Annotated in this window: 16 protein-coding genes; 3 read left to right on the top strand and 13 right to left on the bottom strand. The window is 44.4% G+C overall.

Annotated elements, in window-relative coordinates:
* Window positions 1–39: 39 nt before the first annotated feature.
* Both ACFSVM_RS09115 and ACFSVM_RS09110 read right to left on the bottom strand, forming a co-directional pair.
* Window positions 40–5,451: a S8 family serine peptidase gene (locus tag ACFSVM_RS09115; RefSeq protein ID WP_379261603.1), complete on the bottom strand. Its 5,412-nt coding sequence runs from the start codon at window positions 5,449–5,451 to the stop codon at window positions 40–42.
* Between the two features lie 807 nt (window positions 5,452–6,258).
* Window positions 6,259–7,665, bottom strand: a complete 1,407-nt coding sequence (locus ACFSVM_RS09110) for an MFS transporter (protein ID WP_379261601.1) — start codon at window positions 7,663–7,665, stop codon at window positions 6,259–6,261.
* 136 nt (window positions 7,666–7,801) lie between these two features.
* On the opposite strand from ACFSVM_RS09110, the gene ACFSVM_RS09105 reads away from it, so the two are divergent.
* Window positions 7,802–8,737 (top strand): LysR family transcriptional regulator, encoded by a 936-nt coding sequence (locus ACFSVM_RS09105; protein ID WP_379261599.1) that lies wholly within the window; start codon window positions 7,802–7,804, stop codon window positions 8,735–8,737.
* A gap of 64 nt (window positions 8,738–8,801) precedes the next feature.
* Here ACFSVM_RS09105 and ACFSVM_RS09100 read toward each other — a convergent pair whose 3' ends face one another.
* The 11 genes from ACFSVM_RS09100 to ACFSVM_RS09050 form a co-directional block, all read right to left on the bottom strand.
* Window positions 8,802–9,854 (bottom strand): glycoside hydrolase family 53 protein, encoded by a 1,053-nt coding sequence (locus ACFSVM_RS09100; RefSeq protein ID WP_379261597.1) that lies wholly within the window; start codon window positions 9,852–9,854, stop codon window positions 8,802–8,804.
* 136 nt (window positions 9,855–9,990) lie between these two features.
* On the bottom strand, window positions 9,991–11,163 hold the full coding sequence (locus ACFSVM_RS09095; RefSeq protein ID WP_379261595.1) for an MFS transporter: 1,173 nt from the start codon (window positions 11,161–11,163) through the stop codon (window positions 9,991–9,993).
* Window positions 11,164–11,242: 79 nt separating this feature from the next.
* Complete coding sequence (locus ACFSVM_RS09090) at window positions 11,243–11,815, bottom strand: TetR/AcrR family transcriptional regulator (protein ID WP_379261593.1); 573 nt, start codon at window positions 11,813–11,815, stop codon at window positions 11,243–11,245.
* A 171-nt stretch (window positions 11,816–11,986) separates the two neighbouring features.
* Window positions 11,987–12,469 carry an SRPBCC family protein gene (locus ACFSVM_RS09085; protein WP_379261591.1) on the bottom strand — a complete coding sequence of 161 codons (483 nt, stop codon included), beginning with the start codon at window positions 12,467–12,469 and terminating at the stop codon, window positions 11,987–11,989.
* A 127-nt stretch (window positions 12,470–12,596) separates the two neighbouring features.
* Window positions 12,597–13,409 carry a class I SAM-dependent methyltransferase gene (locus tag ACFSVM_RS09080; protein WP_379262951.1) on the bottom strand — a complete coding sequence of 271 codons (813 nt, stop codon included), beginning with the start codon at window positions 13,407–13,409 and terminating at the stop codon, window positions 12,597–12,599.
* A gap of 452 nt (window positions 13,410–13,861) precedes the next feature.
* Window positions 13,862–14,239, bottom strand: coding sequence for a PH domain-containing protein (locus tag ACFSVM_RS09075; RefSeq protein ID WP_047911701.1), 378 nt, complete (start codon window positions 14,237–14,239; stop codon window positions 13,862–13,864).
* A gap of 159 nt (window positions 14,240–14,398) precedes the next feature.
* Window positions 14,399–15,277, bottom strand: a complete 879-nt coding sequence (locus ACFSVM_RS09070; RefSeq protein WP_083655657.1) for a carbohydrate ABC transporter permease — start codon at window positions 15,275–15,277, stop codon at window positions 14,399–14,401.
* A 15-nt stretch (window positions 15,278–15,292) separates the two neighbouring features.
* On the bottom strand, window positions 15,293–16,183 hold the full coding sequence (locus tag ACFSVM_RS09065; RefSeq protein ID WP_379261588.1) for a carbohydrate ABC transporter permease: 891 nt from the start codon (window positions 16,181–16,183) through the stop codon (window positions 15,293–15,295).
* Between the two features lie 55 nt (window positions 16,184–16,238).
* A complete protein-coding gene (locus tag ACFSVM_RS09060) occupies window positions 16,239–17,540 on the bottom strand; it encodes an ABC transporter substrate-binding protein (protein WP_379261584.1) in 1,302 nt (433 codons plus the stop codon).
* A gap of 86 nt (window positions 17,541–17,626) precedes the next feature.
* Window positions 17,627–18,505, bottom strand: a complete 879-nt coding sequence (locus ACFSVM_RS09055; RefSeq protein WP_090727109.1) for an AraC family transcriptional regulator — start codon at window positions 18,503–18,505, stop codon at window positions 17,627–17,629.
* A 170-nt stretch (window positions 18,506–18,675) separates the two neighbouring features.
* A complete protein-coding gene (locus ACFSVM_RS09050) occupies window positions 18,676–19,929 on the bottom strand; it encodes a stalk domain-containing protein (protein ID WP_379261581.1) in 1,254 nt (417 codons plus the stop codon).
* 208 nt (window positions 19,930–20,137) lie between these two features.
* Here ACFSVM_RS09050 and ACFSVM_RS09045 point away from each other — a divergent pair, with 208 nt between their 5' ends.
* Window positions 20,138–20,590: a MarR family winged helix-turn-helix transcriptional regulator gene (locus ACFSVM_RS09045; protein WP_090727112.1), complete on the top strand. Its 453-nt coding sequence runs from the start codon at window positions 20,138–20,140 to the stop codon at window positions 20,588–20,590.
* 27 nt (window positions 20,591–20,617) lie between these two features.
* A complete protein-coding gene (locus tag ACFSVM_RS09040; protein WP_379261578.1) occupies window positions 20,618–21,136 on the top strand; it encodes a GNAT family N-acetyltransferase in 519 nt (172 codons plus the stop codon).
* Window positions 21,137–21,202: the final 66 nt, after the last annotated feature.

The following is a 21,202-nucleotide window of genomic DNA, read 5'->3' as shown; positions in this document are numbered from 1 at the left end:
ACTCCTCTTTTTCATTAGGACAAGTGTTCGTTCAAGAGCTTAGCGAATTCGAATGACAAATGTTTTCGTATTCACTGCACCTTGATCATCTGTGACGATGAGCTCCACCGTATAATTCCCGCCTTTGGTATAGGCATGTGTAGCGGTGACTCCACTACCCGTTGCTCCATCACCAAAATTCCATGTATAAGAAACAATGCTGCCATCCTCGTCGTATGAATTTGAAGCATCGAAAGTAACATCCCGGTTACGCTGCGCTGCGCTCGGAGATTGAATGATGGCGACAGGGGCTACATTCGGCGGAGCCGGCTCTTCCCCACTCTCTGTTACATATAATTTACCAAGTGCTGCAACTTCTGTTTCGTTTCCTGCTGTATCCCATACTCTTACTACGATAACTCCGCCTTCGAGCCTCAACGATTCTGAGGTTGTATAGGTTCCTTCATAGTGTCCAGGTGAAGTCTCTGTGAGCGGAGCTTCGTTGAAGCTCGATGGGGCATTGCCTGGCAGTTCGACACGGAAGGATGCCGACAGACCAGGGCTGCTATCAAAGGATACATACACTGCATCTCCTGCTGCAATATGCAGGTCAGAGCTTGGTGTGAGATTCGTTATGACAGGTGCCGCCCAGTTTACTACAACTGTACGTGTAATAGTTGTTTCATTTCCTGCCAAATCCGTTGCTGTAACGGTAATGAGATTATCACCTGAATTGATTAGAAGACGATGCTCGAAGCTTCCATCCTCCGTAACTTCAGCTGCTTCACCATTCACTGTAACCATATCAAGGTATTCATCATTCACTGTACCTCTCACGGTATAAGCTTCAGCGTTCGTCGTCTCTCCATCCTCTGGAGAGGTAACAACAAGCTCTGGTGCAGCTTGATCAAGAGTTACCGTAACTGGAGTAGAAGGGTCTGTTACTTCATCACCCACCAAGGCTTCAGCGACAAGAACGTTCTCGCCTGCATTCAGGTCGATCACTGCTTCAAATTGCCCCTCTTCCACCGTCGCAGTTGCTGCTTCTTCTTCCCCATTATAAATCGTCACCGTTGATCCGTTGGCATTGGAAGTACCTGTAATTGTAATGGACTCCTCATTCGTATACGTATCTTCAGCCGGAGAAGTGATGATTGGCGCGCCAATGGCATACTGTACATGCGCACGGATCATGTAATTTCCTTCCTCTAGAGGGGAGGCAGTCCATGCGCCACTGATCCGCTGCCATGCCCGTTCAGCGACTGTACTGCTCTCATCGGTTGCTAGTCCCGGTGAATAAGGATTCGCTTCGGTCTGCTCGTATACAATGTAAAAGTCTCCTGTAACCGAGACCGGTTCCGGGAACTCTACCGTTGTCCATTCGTCATTTCTTAGAGCAGTACCGTCAAATGGACCTGCAAGCTCACGTCCAGGTGCTCCATCTGGTCCAGATGTATCATATACAGAATAACTGAAGGCTGTACCGCCTGGGCTCGGCCACTCTGTATTCCAGAAGAGGAAGGATGCTCCGGTTACTTGTACCGCTTCTGATTCAGGACTCATTTTAACAGCCCACGCATTCCCTGCCGCATTCCATGCACGAGCATTCTCCGCTGTTCCGTCATCATATTTGATCTCACCTGCATAGCCGATGAAGGGCTTCAGATCAAAGTCATGCGTGACAGTATCGTTCGCAGGAACGGTTACTTCTGCTGTTTCACTATAGTAATCTAATGCGGAGATGGACAAAGTATAAGTTCCTTCATATACCTGCAGAGTAAAGGCACCCGCTTCGTCAGTCCGAACAGGGGATACCTGTGCGTCTTCCATGACCATAACTACTGCATCTGCAATCGGCTCTCCCGTACGTTCATTTGTAACGATGCCTGTAATCGTGCCTTGTGGAATTTCTTCGAGCTGGAAGTTAACGTTACGTGTCTTGCCATCTTCAATGCTTACAGGCACTGTCTGTGGGTAATAGCCGTAAGACTCGACCTTCAAATTATAGTCACCTGCTACATGATTAAAGCTGTAACGGCCTGTATATGCATCCGTACGAACCGATCTGCCGGTTTCGACAACCGTTACTGTAGCGGAGACGGGAAGACTAAGCAGTCCGACTTCTCCATCCTTCGATACGGAATCACCTTGAGTCGTAATCGGCTGCTTGCTCACAAAGTCCGTCAATACAGGTGCCTTCTGTATTGCTTTGGCTTTATTAGATTCAGTCTTTGTATCACTAGCTGTTGATTCTGGTGCAGAAACAGCCAGCACCCGTACATCATCTAAGTACCATCCGGCTTTTTGTACACTGCTGTCCGTGGTTAATCTGAAGCGTACTTGAATTTCATTTCCTGCATAGCTTGACAGATCAATAAATACAGGTGACCACTGCTTACCTTCTGTTGCATGAGAGTAGTAGCCAATCTCTGTCCAGGTCGTACCGCCATCCGTGGTTACTTCCACGTAGGCATCATCATAGTTTCTTTCGATTTCGTACCAGTGATTGAAGGTCAGTGCAGCCGTATTCTGAGAAGTTAAGTCAATCACAGGCGATACCAGAGAGAAATTTGAGCTTGCCAGATAAGTTCCGTTCAGATCCGTGCCCCAAACATTCGGAGGACTGACCGCGGAAGCTGGACCCGGTGCAGCAGGAGCTCCCCGCTCCCATACATCATTCGTTCCCGCATGTGTCCATCCATTGTCATTATCACCATCAAACGAATCACTGAATAGGGTCTCCGGCACAGCAACATCCACAGCGACTTCATTGGAAGCGTCACTCTCGTTGCCGCTGTAATCTTTTGCTTTGACTACATAATAGAAGGTTGCTTCTCCTTCAATCGTAATACTGTCAACATAGGATGCTTCAGATGTCGTGCCAATCAGCTCATATCCCGTGTCGGATGCCACAGAACGATAAACATGATATTCCTTCAGATCTTCATCAGCAGGAGCACTCCACTCTAGCGATACGTCACCAAGTATTGAAGGTGTTCCTGTCAGATCAGACGGAGCTGCTGGAGCCACTTCATCCGGAAGCTGCAGCGAGAAGTCGTCAATGTACCATCCTTCTCCTTGAACTGATCCATCCGAACTGAGGACAAAGGCCACATATACTTTTTGACCCGCATACGCGGTTAAATCTATATACTGGTTTACCCAATCTTCACTGCTTCCCGTAACCGTAAGCAGCTGTTCAAACTCATAGTCATTCTCTTCTGTCGCTAAGTACACACTTCCGAAATCACTGCCGTCTTCAAGGTCAAACCATTGCTTGAAGGACAACAGAGCACCTTCAGGTGCGTCAGCTAAATTAATGGGCGGTGCAATGAGAGCGGTGTTAGAATTCGGTGCATACGTACCCGACAAATTTGTCGCCATTACATGCTCCCCGGAATAGGCACTTCCAGGTCCGCTTTCAGGAGCTCCCCATACCCAAGGATTGTCAAGATCAGGCAAGAATCCAACATAATCCTGTTCAAAATTTTGGGAATAACCTGGTTCGATTCCTTCCAGTACGTCTACGGAGTGCACTTCCGTCTCATAACCGTTATTGCCATAGTCATTCACACGGATGTAATATTCAAGGCCTGGCTCCTCGATAAGTGCTGCAGGAATAACAGCTCGGTACGTACCATCAAGCGCATCTCCGGAAGTGAGTTCCGCTGGTATGTATACATAGCGGCTCATACCTTCTGTTCTTGCATAAACACTGACTTCAGTAACGGATATATTATCACTGGCTTCAATGGAGAATCCGGCATCCAGTCCGGCATAAACCGATTCCAGAACAGTGTAATCCAGCTCAGGTGCAGTCAGGTCATCACCGTCAATAGTCACTCGACCCGTTACAGAACCAACTCCTTGAAGGACTGAGCCGACCGCATCAAGTGCATTGACGATGCCGTGTCCATATCCGTTGTTAGGTGATTCTGGATAGGTGCTATCCGTTCTTTCTGTGGCAGTTTCTGTCAGAATATCCTCCAGATCATCGACAGTGAGAGAGCTGTTCGCTTGCAATAGCATGGCCGCAATGGCAGTCGTATGGGGCCCTGCCATCGATGTTCCATTCCAGCCCCCTTCATAACTGCCGCCTGGTACCGAGGAGCGAATGTTCACACCCGGAGCAGAGACTTCAGGTTTAATCTCATCATACGGAGAAGGACCCAAGAGGGAGAAGTCAGCCAAATTTCCATTGATGTCCGTTGCACCTGTAGCAAAGGATTCCGGATAGTTCGCCGGGTTGGCAACAGAACCAGGGCCTCCTGGATTCGTCAATGTAGTGTTACCCGCAGAGAATTCGGGGAATATCTGCGCATCACGCCATGCTTGTACGATAGGTCTGAACCATTCATCGATACCTGCTCCTCCACCCCATGAGTTGTTCACTACATCTGGAGCAAGCTCAGGATGAAGATTACCCTCTTCATCTACCGGTGCCAGCAGCCACTGAGCACCATCCAGAATGATGGCATCCGTTGTGCTCGGATTAAAGATTCGGACCGCCATCCATTTCGCGCCGGGTGCTACACCGATCATATTCGTGCCGTCTTCTTCAGCACCTACCATCGTCCCCATCGTATGCGTACCATGACCGTCCGTATCGGCTGGAAGTGAGGCACCGCTATGAGGATCGTACCAGCTTAGCTCTGGATCAACGACATTGCCGCTCGGATCCAAACCACGCCATTTGCTGGCAAGGGCAGGGTGTGTATAATCAACACCTGAGTCCAGATTCGCGACGACAATTCCGGAGCCGTCGATTCCTTGCTCCCACACTTCGGGTGCGTTGACTTGAGCGATGTTCCATTCAATGTTTGCCGGGTCATAATCTGAAGTTTCTATATTCTTGCTCTGATCCGCTGCTGAGGCAGCAGAATCGCTGTCCAGATCACTTGCCTTCGGAGTCGAAGCCTTCTTATCCACCGTAACTTCCTGCAGGAATCGTTCTTCATTCGGAAGAATCTTGTCTATGCCCGGCTGAAGGGCCAGCTCCTCCATCACCTCTTTGGTACTTGTAACCGCCAGCGAATTGACGATGAAATAGCTCTTGTATTCTTTAACTCCGCCAGCTTCCTTCTGTTCATCCAAATATTTTTGGATCGGTATTTGTGTACGCGATGCCGTTTCACGAAGTGTACTAACCACTGAGGTACGAGCTGAGAGCTTTGCAGCTGCAGGGGTTGCTTTTTGAGTGGAAGCCAGATCCATTGCTTTCTGAGAAGCAAGCGCAGTATCCGCTTGTTCCGACATTTTGACCAGATAGGTGACATATTTGTCTTCGTCAAACAGCTTATTTAGCTTAGAGTCTACTTTTGCAGTGATCAGTTCGGGAGCCGCAGTACGCAAATCGATCTTGTCAGAAACTGAGGTCGTCGGTGCAGCCATAGCCGGACTTACAATGGACACTGCCAGGAGGAAAGCCATGCCTAATGAGATCGTTTTTTTCGTCTTTTTCGCTGTGACCAAGTCTAATACACTCCTTTGGGAATAGAGATAGAAACGTGTGAATTTCCTCCAAACAAATACACGACCAATCAAACAACGAGAAATTAGTAATCAGAATTTGATTGGGAGCACCACCTCCTTTAAGGGGTTAATAGAAGTGAATTCATAGACTTAAGCGTCTTCGATGGGAAAAAGAAGATTGATTTGAGTAGATTCAGGGGGCTAATCTATTTTGTATTACTGATAGAGTTTAAAAATTCTTGGAGATTGATGAGATTCTGAGAGTTTGATGAGATGAGAGTTAACATTTTAGAGGAATTGTTAAATGGAAAGCTATTGCTTGTGAAGAGAGTATAAATCATAAAAAAAGACGGTTACAAGCATTTATTTAACATAATTTTACATTTGGTTCTTAATACTTATTTTACATAGGTCAATTAAGTATTAAGACGGATACGTCATATGACATGCATGTCGCATTTTTCGATAAAATTCTCATAAAAGGATAAAGAACCGCATTTATAGCGGTTCTTGAAGGAAAATGCGAATTGGGGCGTTGATATTACTACTTGGATAGAATAATAATGTCAATTTTGTGATAGATGCAGGACCGATTATCCAGCATTTATTTTTCAGTTGTGATTTAGGTTGTTTGGTCTATGAAAAATACATTTTGACGCACAGATCAGCGTGAATCAAAAACAAAATAGTACCATCTATGCTCGTGCAGCATTTCTTTTGTCCTGTTCGCCTGAATTCTTTCTATTTTATTTGTTGTTTATTAACAACTTCATAGGAATAAAATACTAATTGTTTCATTTTGGCGAATTAGTGCGAATGCCTGTTTGCTGTTCGAACTTTCGGAACAGGGTTCCTGTACAAGTAGTGAAAAGCTGCGAGCAGGAGGATATGCATGACAGCGAACACAAAATACATATTGCTGAATACGGATGCTTCCAGGTTTCCATTTAGTCCATTCCACGCAGTCCCCGCTCCTTGATCAAGGAGTATACTGTAGAAGGAAGCGGCGATTGCGCCGGACATAAAATTAAGAGTCGAAACAAGCCCCATCCCTATTCCTATATATTCTGGAGCAAGTGAACGGGACACGCTGTTAATGAGCGAAATTTGAAGACTCATTTGGCTTACAGTACCCACAATGAGGATAGCTGCTATCCAATAATGATGAACCCCTGCCCAAATAGACATCGCCATAAATGTAATGAACAAAAGACATGCCGATATCGAATAGACAAAGTGATTCCCGCGGGCATCGACGACTTTTCCAATTCTTTTTCCAAGCAAGGCAGAACCGATCGCTGCAGGAACCAACATAAATCCGACGATTCCCGAGGAAAGATCATTGACCTGTTGCAGCAGCAGCGGGGTCAGAAATGGGAACGAGAACCCAATCCCCTGTACAAGAACCAGAATAACCAGCCCGATGGCATACCCTTTCGATCGAAACAATTGAAGGGGGATAAATGGGGCTGACGTCAGCCTTGAACGAACAAGAAATAATATAAACAGGACTGACGCTGCTGAAAAATACAGTATGTTCGCTTGAGTTATCGACATCATAAGAAATACAACAAATAAGGCTAGCAGGCTTCCCCCGAAGTAGTCGATCTTATCTTTCTTTAACTCGCCCTTCTCTAAATACTTTAGGTAAAACGGTAAAGTAACCAGTGTAAGGATCGGCACTGCAAACAGCCATCTCCATTCGGCAAAGCTGACAATTGCTGCTGAGATGACAGGTCCTATTGCATTTCCAACCGCAAGTCCTGTAAAGGTAATTCCAAGTGCATACCCTCTTCTCTCCGGACTGAAATATCTGACAGGTATGATGGTACTCATGGCCGGCACTACAGCAGCCCCTGCCGCCTGTACGATTCTGCCCAGTACAACCATAGAGTAAGACTGCGCTGTAAATCCAACCAGCGATCCCAGAGCAAACATGAACAATCCAATCACAACTAAATGCCGCAGATGAACCATGCTTACCAGCTTCCCGTATGTGAGCGTGCCCAGCGCGTAGACGACGAGATACGCGGTGGAGACCCAGCTTACCTGAGCTACGGTTAATGAAAATTCAATGCTGATGTCCGTCAGCGCGATGTTAAACATCGTTACACTCATGACCGACAGCACCATGGTAAATGCTAACACTCGAATTAGTCTATTTGCACGATCGGCTGCATCTTGTTGAGTCGGACTAACCACCTTGTCGTCCATTTCAATTTTTCCTCCCTTACTTCTCTTTTCTCCAGTTTATTCTTGAAGAAGATGGAAGAAAAATATATATTTAGCCATATTCTTATATACTGAAGTATATTAAGCTGTATATAATCGAGAAAAAGGAGTGAAAACGATGGAACTTCTGCAGCTTCACTATTTCCGTACTGTGGCGCAGCTTGAGCATATGACGAAGGCTGCTGAGCAGTTAAGAATTGCTCAGCCTGCGCTCAGCAAAACCATCGCTCGCCTTGAAGAGGATCTGGGTGTTCCTTTGTTTCGAAGGAACGGCAGGCAGATAAGGCTTAATGAATACGGGAGATCATTTCTTCAGCGTGTAGAACTCGTGCTGTCAACACTTGAAGAAGGCAGAAGAGAACTTGAGGACATGGCTGGACTGAACCAAGGAAGGATTGAGATTGCCATTCAAGACCCGGATCGTATAGGAGAGCCTTTGAAATTGTTCAGTAAGAAATATCCAAACGCCAAATTCGGGATCATTCAAGCCACACATCATGAGATGGAGTCTTTATTAAATGAAGATCGGATTGATTATTGCATGTCTTCCCTTCCGATCGCTGCATCGGATATCCAATCTGAATATCTCACGAAAGAAATTATTAATTTGGCACTCCCCCCAAACCATCCATTCTCTGATCGTGACAGGCTGCAGCTGTCTGAAGTGAAACAAGAGCACTTTGTTGGTTACAAGGAAACTCATGCTCTCTACCATATCCAGAATGAATTTTGCCGTAAATCCGGAATATCACCCAATTTTGTATGCCGGGTGGATGAACCCTCCATGCTGCTCAAAATGGTTGAAGCAGGGATCGGAGTCGCCTTCGTATCCTCCTGTATTCGTGACTGGTCTCCCCAAGTGCAGCTAGTCAGCATCGTGGATGAGCATTCCAAAGCATTGTTTCGTTTAACCTGGCATAAGAACCGCTATTTATCGAAAGCGGCTCTAGCTTTCAAGCAATTTTTAATAGACTACTATATGCAGGGTGTGAATTTAAACGAGAAGCTGGAAGATCGATGGCAGAACGAGGAAAAAATCTCTTCGTCAAGATAAATAAAAGAGCTGGACCGTATTAATGACGAATACGAGCCAGCTCTATAAGAACGAATACACACTATTAGTTAATAAATCCTTCCAGTGCAATGGTCGGTTTGCCGTCTGCGTTCCATGCGCCCTTGTTGTAACCCCCATTATAACCTGGGGTCGCTTGCGGTTCCCAATAGAATACACCGAGCCCCTTGCCTCCAGAAATATTACGCACATCATTTTTGATCTTGGTAATGAAGCTCTTGGCTGCCGAAGCCTGATTATAATCCATACCGATCTCGGATATGACAATCTCCTTCCCATACTTCGATATCAACTGATTCGCATTCGTTATGGTCTGATTCACCTTGGTGGTCCAATCAGAGGCCGATGGATATAGAGAAAGTCCGACCACATCAAAATTAGCTCCATTTTGAACAAGACCTCCGATATTCCAGTCGAGCACGGCCTGATCATGTCCGTTCGCCAGGTGCACGATGGTTTTCGTATTCGGACTGATCGACTTCACGGCATTATGCCCGGTGTTCACGAGCCAAGCGTAATTTTTCATGTTCACAGAAGCTTTACCGTCATTCCATAACATGCCGTCATTCGTTTCATTGCCAATTTGAACCCAATCCGGTGTAACCCCTTTGTTCTTCATTGTATTCATTACATAAATGGTATGGGACCATACGGCGTCCATCAGCTGCTGAAAAGTGTAGTTTCGCCATGCGTAAGGCTTATTCTGCTGTCCCGGATCTGCCCAAGAGTCACTGTAGTGCAAGGTCAGCATCACACTCATTCCCAGATTCTTCGCTCTAAGCGCGAGATCTGCTGCTTTCTCTGCATTCATATATCCGTTTGCATAATCACTCATGTTTGGATTCACCCATACACGCAAGCGTACGGAGTTCATCTGATAATCATTTTTCAAAATTTGCAGGATATCACGCTGCACCCCGTTCTTGTCCTTCCACTTGTATCCTGCTGCTTCCATCCCTGCTACCCAGCTGATATCCGCTCCTTTGGCAAAAGCAGGGGCTGCCTCCGCCTTACGATCTCCACCAGACGGGCCGAGCAGCATTAATAACATCGAGAGACTCAAGAATATCAATCCAAATCTGTTTCGGTGCTTTTTCATACAAGACCTCCTATATCCAGTTCACTCTCCTCGGAAAGTGTTATCTGTATTGTAAACGCTGTCATATGGACATCCTAGGATATTTTCCCAACATTTTGGATCTTATTCTAACCTGAGTCAACATTAGAGAGGCAGCTTATTTTGATAGCACTTTCGAATAATAATGATTAAATTTGACTGAATAAATTAAGACATAGATAATGATTAGCGCAGCAAACGAGTTTAGAATAATCAGGGAGTAATTCAAGCTAAAGAATTGATTTAAAATACCGACTCCGATTGGAGGGATAATGAATCCAGAGTAGGCGCACAAATAAAACGCTGAAATGACTCTCGGACGTTCTTCCGGCTTCGGTAATTGACCGGCAAACATTAATGCAACTTGGAACGACCAACCAGCGCCAACTCCTTGAATAAGCATTCCGAGCCAGAGCATTAATAAATTCTCTATCTGTCCAGATAAAACAATGATCCACGGACCGATCGCTAGGAACACAATACCTATGCGCATCCGTTTGACTGGATTTTGTAACCAAGGAAAAAATTGTATAAACGCAGCCACTCCTAAGAGCATAAACACCAGCAACCCTGCTATTGAAAGATCAGAGGAATGAATAACGTTTTTTACGAAAGATGGAATCATAGAGAATACTATTCCACCTAACATGAAGAAAGTAAATGCCGGAAGCGCAATGAACGAAATAAAGTGGGACCGAATACTATCCGGAACTCCCAGTGAAATCTTAGCATTTGTTGATTTTTGTGAATCTTCATGCTTCGGTAACGTTTCTATTAACACCAAGGAACTTAATAGCAATCCGAGCAAAACCCAAAATGGTAACCGAAGCGGCTGTACAAGCACATATTGCAAGATAAGACCGGAAATTGCAGGCCCCATCCCAAATCCAACATTTATGGCTACTCCAGAGAACTTAATTGCAGTACTTTGTTGATCATGAGAGGTTTGTTTTAATAAAAATGCTGTGGCTGTTCCTGTAAAAGCGCCATATGCAATACCTTCCAAAATCCTTGCCGCAAAGAGCATCCAGACGTTTTGGCTTCCTATAAAAAGCAAGGTTGATGCGATAGATAGCCATATACTTATGCGAAGTACCTTCTTTAATCCCCATGAGCTACCCTTAGCTCCCACGATTAGCAAGGTTGGCACCAAGATAACGGCATAAACGGCAAATAATAATGTTAACTCAAGGCTGCTCATATGATAATGGTCTCCATACAAAGGAAATAACGATGAAATATAGGTTGCTCCGCAAGACATCATAAGAATAATCCAAATCATTCTCTTCATAATCACTTCTCCTTTTGTTCGTTTAATATATAAAACTTAATTTGAGAACGTTCGGTCTCAAATGTGTAAAAAAAAATTTTTACTTCAAAATTGACATTGTCATTTCAACGATTTGTTCTAATTTATCTCTGTCGTCGGTTGTCTTGACCATAACTCGAAGACCAACTAATGCATTATTAAAATAATTGGAAAGCCATTCAGCATTCATCTCTTTATTGAGTTCTCCGGAACGTTGACCCGCCCTAATGAGTTCAACTATGAGTTGCTCCGTATCGGCAAATCGTTGGTTGACCCAACTTTTACACTCCAAATCGTGAAGAGCAAGCTCAACTGCGGTATTAACGATCAAACAGCCTTTAGGGTATTCACCTTCTCCACTGGTAATAACATTGTCAAATAACTGCCTTATGGCTCCCACGACAGAAGCGGGCTCTCTATCGAGTTTCTTATCCATCATTAGGCGGGTGTAACGGTTCAATGCCTTGATATATAAAGAATGCTTATCCCCGAAAGTATCGTACAAACTTCTCTTATGTACTCCCATATGGTTGACTAAGTCCACCATGGAAGTTTTCTCATATCCTTGTTCCCAAAATAAACGCATGGCTTTAAGCAATACTGCGTCCTCATCGAATTCCTTGGCTCTTGCCACAATAATATCCCTCCTTGTGTTGGTAATAATAACATATTGAGACCGATCGGTAAAGAATAATTATGTTCTTATAAAATAAAGCTCTTCGAACTCTGTTATTCCCCTGGAAGAACAGGAAAAAAGCCTGCCCTCAAGAAATCTCACGAGGGAAGGCTTTGTACGTTAAGCGAATTATCGAAAAGGCTTGAGTGCCTCCACATATTGCGGATACCAGTGATCCCACTCTTCTTTACTCTCTGTTAATGCTCTTCCATTTAACAAAGTCTCAATAGCATCAAGGCAGACATGCCAGCCTGCCAGATCCTTAGGGGTATGGTCTGTAAGAAAAGTGATCTTTTCTGAGAGTATAAGCGTCGAAGTTTCGTCACTGTCGTCTGCGTGGATTTCAAAACGCACCTTGTCTTCTCCCCACACAAATTCGAGTACCTTGCCCTCTACATAGTCCAATATCGGCATTTCCTCATAAGTCCCATCCTGCATATCAAACAGGATCATTCCCCCGGTTCCGAGTTCTTTCACCTCAAGCTCTGGAAACCACTCTTTCAATCGTTTGTTATCAATGAGCATTGCCCATACCTTATATGCAGGATGATTTAATTCGCGTTTGAATTCTGCGATGTAACCCGATTCATTTCTCTGAATATGAGCGATCATTTGAATGTCCCTCCTTCTTATATACACATCATTATACCGATAATATAAGGTCATTACGAATGATCAAAGCCGTCTATCCAGTCAACTTCCCATAATGAGCTATTGGTTTTGGACTCGATGGTCTAAGCTACCTTCTTCGTCCGATATAGAGTAAGTGTGAGGATATACCAAGCAGCGCCGGGTCTTCTGCAGTTGAGATCATCAGCTCCACATATTTTCGGTAAGCCTCGTCCCCTTGATTTCTCCAATAATCCACCTGTTCAGGTTGCAGCAATGCTCCGATACTGGTAGAGCCAATAAGACTAATCTTCTCAAATCCATGCTCCTGCATAAAAGGTTCGATGCCGGCTGTGTCGAAGTAGTACGCTCCCGTAAAACGCCCTTTATCCTCGTGATTAAATCTGCCGGTTGCCCAAAATTGATCGAGATTATCCATCGTATGATTGGGTTTCCAGTGCGCTGGATTCAGTAATGAGTTCAGCAGCATGCGGGTGCGTGTCTGAAAGGCAACAAACACGACTCCACCTGATCTGGTAACTCGGTACAGCTCCCTCGCGGCTTTGGCTCGATCCGCTTCTTCCTGCAAATGGTACAATGGACCAAGCATCAGGGATGCATCAAAGGCTTCATCTGAAAATAAATGGAGGTCCGCCGCATTCAGCACATGAAGTCCGTCAAATTGTGAATCCAGCTGTAAACGTGCTGCCTGTTCTTCTGCTATTCTCACAAGTCTGGGGGTCAGATCAGACAAGGTGACCCGATAGCCTTGCTTAGCCAGCTCCATGGCATATTTACCTGGACCTGCGCCATTGTCCAGTACATGACCCGACGGTGGAAGATATCGCGTTATATAATGCCAGTTCACTGTAAATTCCAGCGGTTCCCGATCCAGTCTTCCCCATTCATCAAAGGCTTCATAATAATCAATGATCTCTTTCATCATTACTTCCCCCTGCAATGGATATCTAGATAAACTGCCTGTTTGGCACCAAAAAAGCCCGTCGCCTCTAAAGAGGCGACAGGCCATCATTCCTTCGCGGTACCACTCTTCTTTATTCGAATGCGGGTCATGTGCACAAACGCATCCGAATCTTGAACAACCGTATATCGACGGTTAGCCGGTACAGCCTAAATGAAAACTCCAAGATCAGCAAGAGTTCAATTCAGCTATACTGCTCCAGGGTGAGGTGTGCCTCTGCTTGAATCCCTGCCTTGCACCAACCGGCAGCTCTCTAGATCATCAAATGCAGAAGCAGATCCCTTTCATCGCTTTTCGTGTTTTGAATTTCCACTATTATACATATAGAAAAGGTTATTGCCAAGCAAAGAATTTGCAAAAGCTCACGTAAGGTCTCTGATCATTTGTCCGATCTGCCCGCACCATGCTGTCTATTATTTCAAAATATAATGAGAAAGTACGCTCTGCACCTCGTAAATATTTGTGTTTTTATTAAATGTTTTTTGAAGCGGAACGGTAGAACTGGAAATGTAAATCTTAAGTTCAGCTTCCATGTCAAAGTGTCCTGCCGTTTCAATGGAATAATGCGATATGCTCTTATAAGGGATCGAATGGTATTCCACCTTCTTGCCCGTAATCCCTTGTTTATCAACTAGGATTAATCTTTTGTCTGTGAAAATAAACAAGTCTCTTACCAGCTTATACGCCCGCTCAATTTGCTCATTAGGTGCCAGCAGAGCAGCAAATTCCTTCTGAACTTCAGCCAAGTTCACTTGTGAAGCATTTCCTAATAATCCATCTAAAAATCCCATAATGATTCTCCTCCGTTACTATAATAACTCCATTATATTAGAAAGAGCACAAAAGTAGCAGTCAGAAATTAGGAAACGATCAAAAAGGCAACATTCATGCGAGTGCAGTAGAACTCACGTGAACCTTGCCTTTTCAGCTTCATATCAAATTGTCGCTCTCTAACCTTTTACTGCACCCAATGCAACGCTGCCGATGATCTGTTTGGAGAACACGGCGAACACGATAATGATAGGGACAATCGAGATGGCGACACCCAAGTACAGGAGTCCATAATCCATACCGTAATAGCCCTGAACCAGTGCAACGAGCACCGGCAGTGGATATTTATCCAGTGAGAAGAACAATACAAGCGGAGTAAGGAAATTGTTCCATGAGCCAATGAACGTAAATATGCCAAGCGCTGCTACCGCAGGACCAAGAATCGGCAGCACAATCTGGTTAAAGGTTCTGAACTCTCCGCTCCCATCAACCCGTGATGACTCGATAATCTCATCCGGAATGCTGCTCTCGATGAATTGCTTGATGAAAAATACGTTGAAGGCATTGGCTGCCGCCGGCAATATGATGGCTGCATAGCTGTCCAGCATGCCGAGTGTACTGAACAGTCGATACATCCCGATCAGCGCGAGCTGCCCGGGTACCATCATCGTTGCCAGCAGAAATAGGAACAGCCATGTGCGGCCTTTAAATTTATATTTTGCAAATCCAAAAGCCGTCAAGGCACCGATATACAGAGAGAGAATCGTGGAAGCTCCTGCGATAAAGATGCTGTTCCCGAAGCCCCGCCAAATGTTGATCTTGGAAGCCATATTGGCATAATTGTCGGGCAGGAACGAACCCGGAAGAAAGGTGAAGGTTGACGCGATCGTAGCATTGTTATGGGTAGAATAGATCAGCATGAGATAGAACGGGATAATACAAATAATGGCTAGCGCAATTAGAAAAAGATAGATCAATACTTTGCCGGGTGTCAGCCGATTTACCTTTGCTTTTCTCTCATAAGCCATGCTTTGCTCTAATGATTTGGCCGTTTGCATCCTCATTCCCCCCTCTTATGAGCTGCTCTTGCGTTTGGTCATCATGAACGAGGCAACCGACAACAAAATGATGATCACGAACAAGCAGAAGGCAATGGCTGCTCCATAACCAAAGCGCGTGCTCTGGAAAGCAACATTGTACAGATACATAATGCTTGTCATGGCTGCCCGGTCAGGTCCCCCCGTTCCGTTCGTCAGTGTAAAGGGCTGATCAAAGATTTGAATGCCGCCGATGATGGACGTAATGATCTGGAACAAAATAATCGGACGCAGCATAGGAACGATGATGTGAAGGAAGATATGCTTCTTCTCCGCGCCGTCAATTTGGGCCGCTTCCTGCAAGGAAGGGTCGATGCCCTGCAGGCCTGCAAGATAGATCACCATGGAGTAGCCAAAATATTGAAAGAACAAGATCGCCGATACGATCAGCCGCATGAACCAAGGATCGTTCTTCCAATTGATCGGATTCTCAATGAGACCCACCTGGACTAGAAAGTGATTGAGTCCCCCGGACTGCCAATCAAAGATCAAGCTCACCAGCAAACCTAAGGAAGCTGCAGTGACGATGTTCGGAAAGAAATATACGGCCCTAAAAAAATCTCTTCCCTTGAGAAGCTTGTCATTTAGGACAAAAGCCAATACCAGCGACACGGTCAGCTGAGGAACTACCGATATTCCCCATATGAATAACGTATTAAACAGTGTCTTCCAAAAGAGCGGATCCTGCACGACCGCCGCGTAATTGCCAAGGCCGACGAACTCCGGCGTCGTAATTCCGTCCCAGTTGGTGAAACTGATGTATAAGCTGTACAGAATCGGATAAAGTCCAAAGATGAGAAAAATGATGAAAAACGGAGCAATAAAATAATAACCATAGTGGTCTTTGCGTATGGACTTAGCAAACATTCATTGGTCCCCCCCGTCATCGGTTTCCTATTCAGGTTCTTTCGTATTCAGCATTTCACTCCAATCCTTCGAGCTCTGGAAATCTCAATTTGACGTCGCGTTTAATCCTCTTTACCGCTTCCTCCTTCGTTTGAATGTCGTTGTTCAGATACAGCTGAAGGACGTTTTTAAATATATCATTGTTGATCACCGTGTCATATTTCGTTCTTTCATAGACAGGTACGTCTTTTGCTGCTTCTGAGAAGAACTCAAAATGCTTCTGCCCGCCAAGATAATCCGACGTTACTGTCTCTGCCAGCTGATCATTCACGATCATGTTGCTCGTAAAGTAGTCTTGTTCCTGTGCCAGCTGAGACAGAAATTCGTGGTCAAAGTTATAAAACTCAATAAACTTCCAGGCCAGATCCTTCTTGTCACTATTGCTGTACATGGCAATATAGGTTCCACCCGAGCTGAATCCTGTTGGTCCTTTAGCGAGCCCCCACAGGCCAGAAGTGTCCGGAGCATTGGCCTTAAAGGTGTATTGGAGCCCCCAGGTGGCTGCTGGGTAAAACATAACGGTGCCCTTCTGCATGGAGGCAGCGGAGCCTGCACTTCCTTCTTCATATTCCGCAAGCACCTTACGTTCTCTCGCTTCTCTAACAAGGTCCAGAATTTCCAGATACGTATCATCCATGACAAACTTGCCGTCTTGTACCCAAGGTATTCCGTCATAAGAGTTCGAGATCGCGTTCCAGTTCGCCAAAGCATGGACTTGGTTGCCGCTCTCCTGCTGTACCCGTTCGCCAATCTCAAAGATTTTGTCCCATGTGTCAATTTGCTTGCTGACCTCTTCGGGATCATCTGTCCCCAAGTATTCCTTCGCCAGATCCCGCCGGTAATAGATAGCTCCCGGAGTTGCCTGATAACCAATTGCTCTAACATTTCCTTCACTGTCTTTCTCATTGGCCTGGACAAAAGGATACTGCTCAGGAAGCAGTTCGTCCGCATGGTAAGGTGCCTCCGACAGATTTTGCAGGTAAGGCACATCAATCAGCTCTCTAATGTTAGCGTTTTCAATCATAAAGACATCAGGTGCCTTGGAGCTGGTCTGAAGTGCCGACTTCAGCTTGGTGATATAGAAATTGCCCGGAATGTTGACAAAATTAACCTTAATGTCCGGGTACTTCTCCTCGAACTTCTCAATCGCATAGCCGGCTTCATCCGTGAAGCTCCACACCGTGATCTCGTTATCATTAGATTCGGCCAAGGCCTGGAGCTGACAGCCTGACAGCAATACGGCTGAGCATAGAAGTACAAGCAGCGCTAGATGATGGCGTTTAACCTGCGGCTTCCGGTGACGAGAAAATAGATTCATGAGCTCCCTCCTTCAATTAAGGAAACGCTTACATTTTATTCGATTATATTGATTTTGAAGTAGGCTTTCTTCACCGATATTGTTCATCATCCTTCATATTTTGCGTTGTTTGTTTTATGCTTCTTTCGAAAATCGGACGGGGTGCAGTTATTATATTTTTTGAACAGGCGGTTAAATGAGTTAATATTGTTAAATCCGTGGCTAACCGCAATATCAAGAATGGAATCCTCACTGAACAGCAGCGCCCATTCCGACTTGATAATTCGAAAATGATTCAAATACTCCATCAGCGTGATGCCCTTAATGTCCTTGAACAGCTTGCAGACGTAAAATTTACTAAATTTAATATGATCAGCGACCTGATCCAGCTTGATATTCTCAGCGTAATGCTCCTCCAGATATTCACATACCCCCTCAATAAACTCAAACTTCTTCGAGGTTGTAATTTGCCAGTTAAGCGCATCGGAATCCTCACTAGGATCGATTGTGCGCAGGAGCTGTACAATAAAGTCATACAGCCTTGCAATCATGGCCCATTTATAACCTGCCTGTCGGTTGCTCTCTTCCGCTGAGAGCGCACTGAGGTATTCCCCTAATGCTCTTTCTTTACATGTCGAAGCAGGAATAACGGTTGTTTTATTAAATAACTGCTTCATACCAAGCCAATCTGTGTCTTCTATAAAGCTGCTCGTAAACAGCTCCATCCGAAACAATATAATGGTTAAATTCTGTGTTCCCGGCAAAAAACAATGTACATCCCCAGGCTTGATCACCAGCACATCGCCTTTTTGAAGCTCATAAATACTGCTGTTCACGCCAATACGCCCATAGTTCCCTTTGACAAATACCATCTCAACCTCTTCATGCCAATGTGCTGCATAGTTAAATTGATCACCCGTATGAATAACCCTGATAGGAAAACCTTCTGTCATATGACCTGTTTCAAGAAATGTCGGTACGCCCATTCTCTCCACCCTTTCCTATTCGTTTTTATCACACTACCTTATTATAGTTATGCTCCCCCGGTTCGTACCAGCAAAAATATAAATAAGCCGCTGTCTTCAATATAAATGAAAGCAGCGGCTTATGCAGAAGTCAGCATGAATTGGAGATCATAAATGAGGTTTTATTGCAATCAGTCAAGCACAATGGTCTTGTTCATTTCAGCCCAGGTAGCAGGACCTATTATTCCAAGACGCCATAGAGCAATGCCTTTCAGATCATATCGCTTCGCAAGACCAATCTTTGTATTAATGCTAGCTGCAGTTTCGCTGCCACGGGATATCCCCAGAATAAGCTTATCCTTGTCAACCTGCTTCAGTGCCAGCTGTATGGCTTCATCCACCTTTGCCACGGGCTCAGGACTTTTTTCATCTCCATAGGCATACGCCATGATGACAAGATCATCCGCAAGATTTGAGAGCGTCTTATAGTCATAGCCTTGATACACGCTGTTCAGTGCATGCACAATGACGGTCAGCTTCATGTCTTGCTGCTTGGCTCTTAAAGACAGCTCTTTGACAAATGCATTATAATCGCTCTTTACCTTGGATTTATCACCAGTCATCCCGAGTCCTTCGAGGTCCAGTGCAATGCCTTTGAAGCCTTTTTCTGTTGCTGCCTCCATTATGCTGTCTATCGTTTGACTTCGCAGTTCCTTGTCTTCGAGGTTCTTCGTCAGCTCCAGCATGCCATCTACGGAATATACCATGAGAAAGGGAGTTGTTCCTTCCGATGCAGCATCATTAATAATCGATTCACCAGTAATCTCTCCTGATGGAGCTGGCCATCTGTACTCATCCCCTGTTAACGTAAAATTACCTTCTCGATCAATACGGCTCCAGCCAAACGCGGCAGCGTCAAAATGATGGAGATAGGAAATTTCATCAAAGGAACGCAGAGCATAATAGCCAAGCGTGTACATCTCTTCTCTAGGCGATGTAATGGATACCGTCTTGGACGCTTGGTTCCAGCCTACGCCCGCACCAAACTGCTGACTGAAGAAGCTAAGTGGAATCATCGTTGTATTGCTGATTGTCCTCGGGGCTAACGTTAATGAGACGTTTTGTCCGTTTACTTTTGCTGTCTTGCTGCCGAGAGTGAGTTCAACTGTCTTTTTAATGCCATCCGACAGCTTGGAAGCCGTTATTTTCTTTGCCTTCTGGTTCCATACCACGTTGATCCCAAGCGCTTCGGATATGGCTCTGAAAGGGACCATCGTTGTTCCGCTAATGACGACCGGCTCTACTGGAAAAGGCAAAGGATAATTGTCCAGCATAATCTTCACTTGATTGGTGCTCGCCGCTTGTGCAAACGGAGCTGCAGCTCCACCTGCTGCTGAACCTAATACAATGGCGCAGCTGAGCAGTAATTTTCCCCATTGCTTCATTTCTCGCTCGTCTCCCATTCTGAGTCATTATAGTAAAAGCTGTATCTATCAACGCTGCATATTTTACTATAATAATAGAAGAAATAGGTTAATTTTCTTTAATCTGATAACATATCTCTTCATATTTGTTGCATTTACAACAATTATGAAGTAAGTTTATTATGTGGTTTTTGTTGTATATGCAACAATAAGTTTAAGGAGTTGAGTTATGACGGAGATTCTTCGTGAAATTGGAATGATAGCAAGAGCATTAGATTCTATAAGTAATATCGAGTTCAAAGAATACGATCTGACTAAAGGCCAATATCTGTATCTAGTGCGAATTTGTGAAAAACCCGGAATTATTCAAGAAAAGTTGGCTGAAATGATTAAAGTAGATCGAACTACAGCAGCTCGTGCTGTAAAAAAACTCGAAATGAGTGGCTTTATTGAAAAAAAAGAGGACAAGCATAATAAAAAAATAAAGAAACTCTTTCCTACAGAAAAAGGAATGACTACTTATCCTTTTATTAAGGAAGAGAACGATTATTCTGAACGTGTTGCTTTAGAAGGGTTCTCAGACATAGAAACAGAAAACATGCTTCACTTTCTCAAAAGAATAAGATCAAATATCGAAAAAGATTGGGAATATGTAAAAAGAGGAAAAAAAAGAATTTATTAAAAATACATTGGGATGTGACATATTCATATGGTTGTTAACATAAAAAAATGCACTCGTGAAGATGTGCTCCTGCTCCAAGAAATAAGTATTGAAACATTTAATGACACATTCAGAAATCAAAACTCACCAGAAAATATGAATTCCTATCTGGCAAAAGCATTTCATTCCAAACAGTTGGAAAAAGAACTGTCCAATATTTCATCTGATTTCTATTTTGTTTATTTCAATAATGTAACCGCTGGGTATTTAAAGATTAATATCAATGATGCCCAATCTGAACTAATGGGTGATGAATCACTTGAAATAGAAAGAATATATATCAGGAACAAATTTCAAAAACATGGCCTTGGCAAGCAACTGTTAAATAGAGCTATTGAAATAGCATTAGAGCGTAACAAAACAAAAATTTGGTTAGGTGTTTGGGAGAAGAATGAGCCAGCCATCGCATTTTATAAGAAAATGGGATTTGTCCAAACCGGATCACATTCTTTTTTGATGGGCGATGAAGAGCAAATTGACCTTATAATGTCTAGAGCCCTTTCATAAGCAGCTCAAGCGACATTCTAAAAATAAGAAAAAGCCAACCTTGTTTAAGGCTGGCTTGAATTTACA

This window comes from Paenibacillus shunpengii (assembly GCF_042684905.1).
In the GTDB taxonomy this organism is placed as follows: Bacteria; Bacillota; Bacilli; order Paenibacillales; family Paenibacillaceae; genus Paenibacillus; species Paenibacillus shunpengii.
Note: the sequence above shows the minus strand (reverse complement) of the source record. Positions and strands in the feature narration are given on the sequence as shown.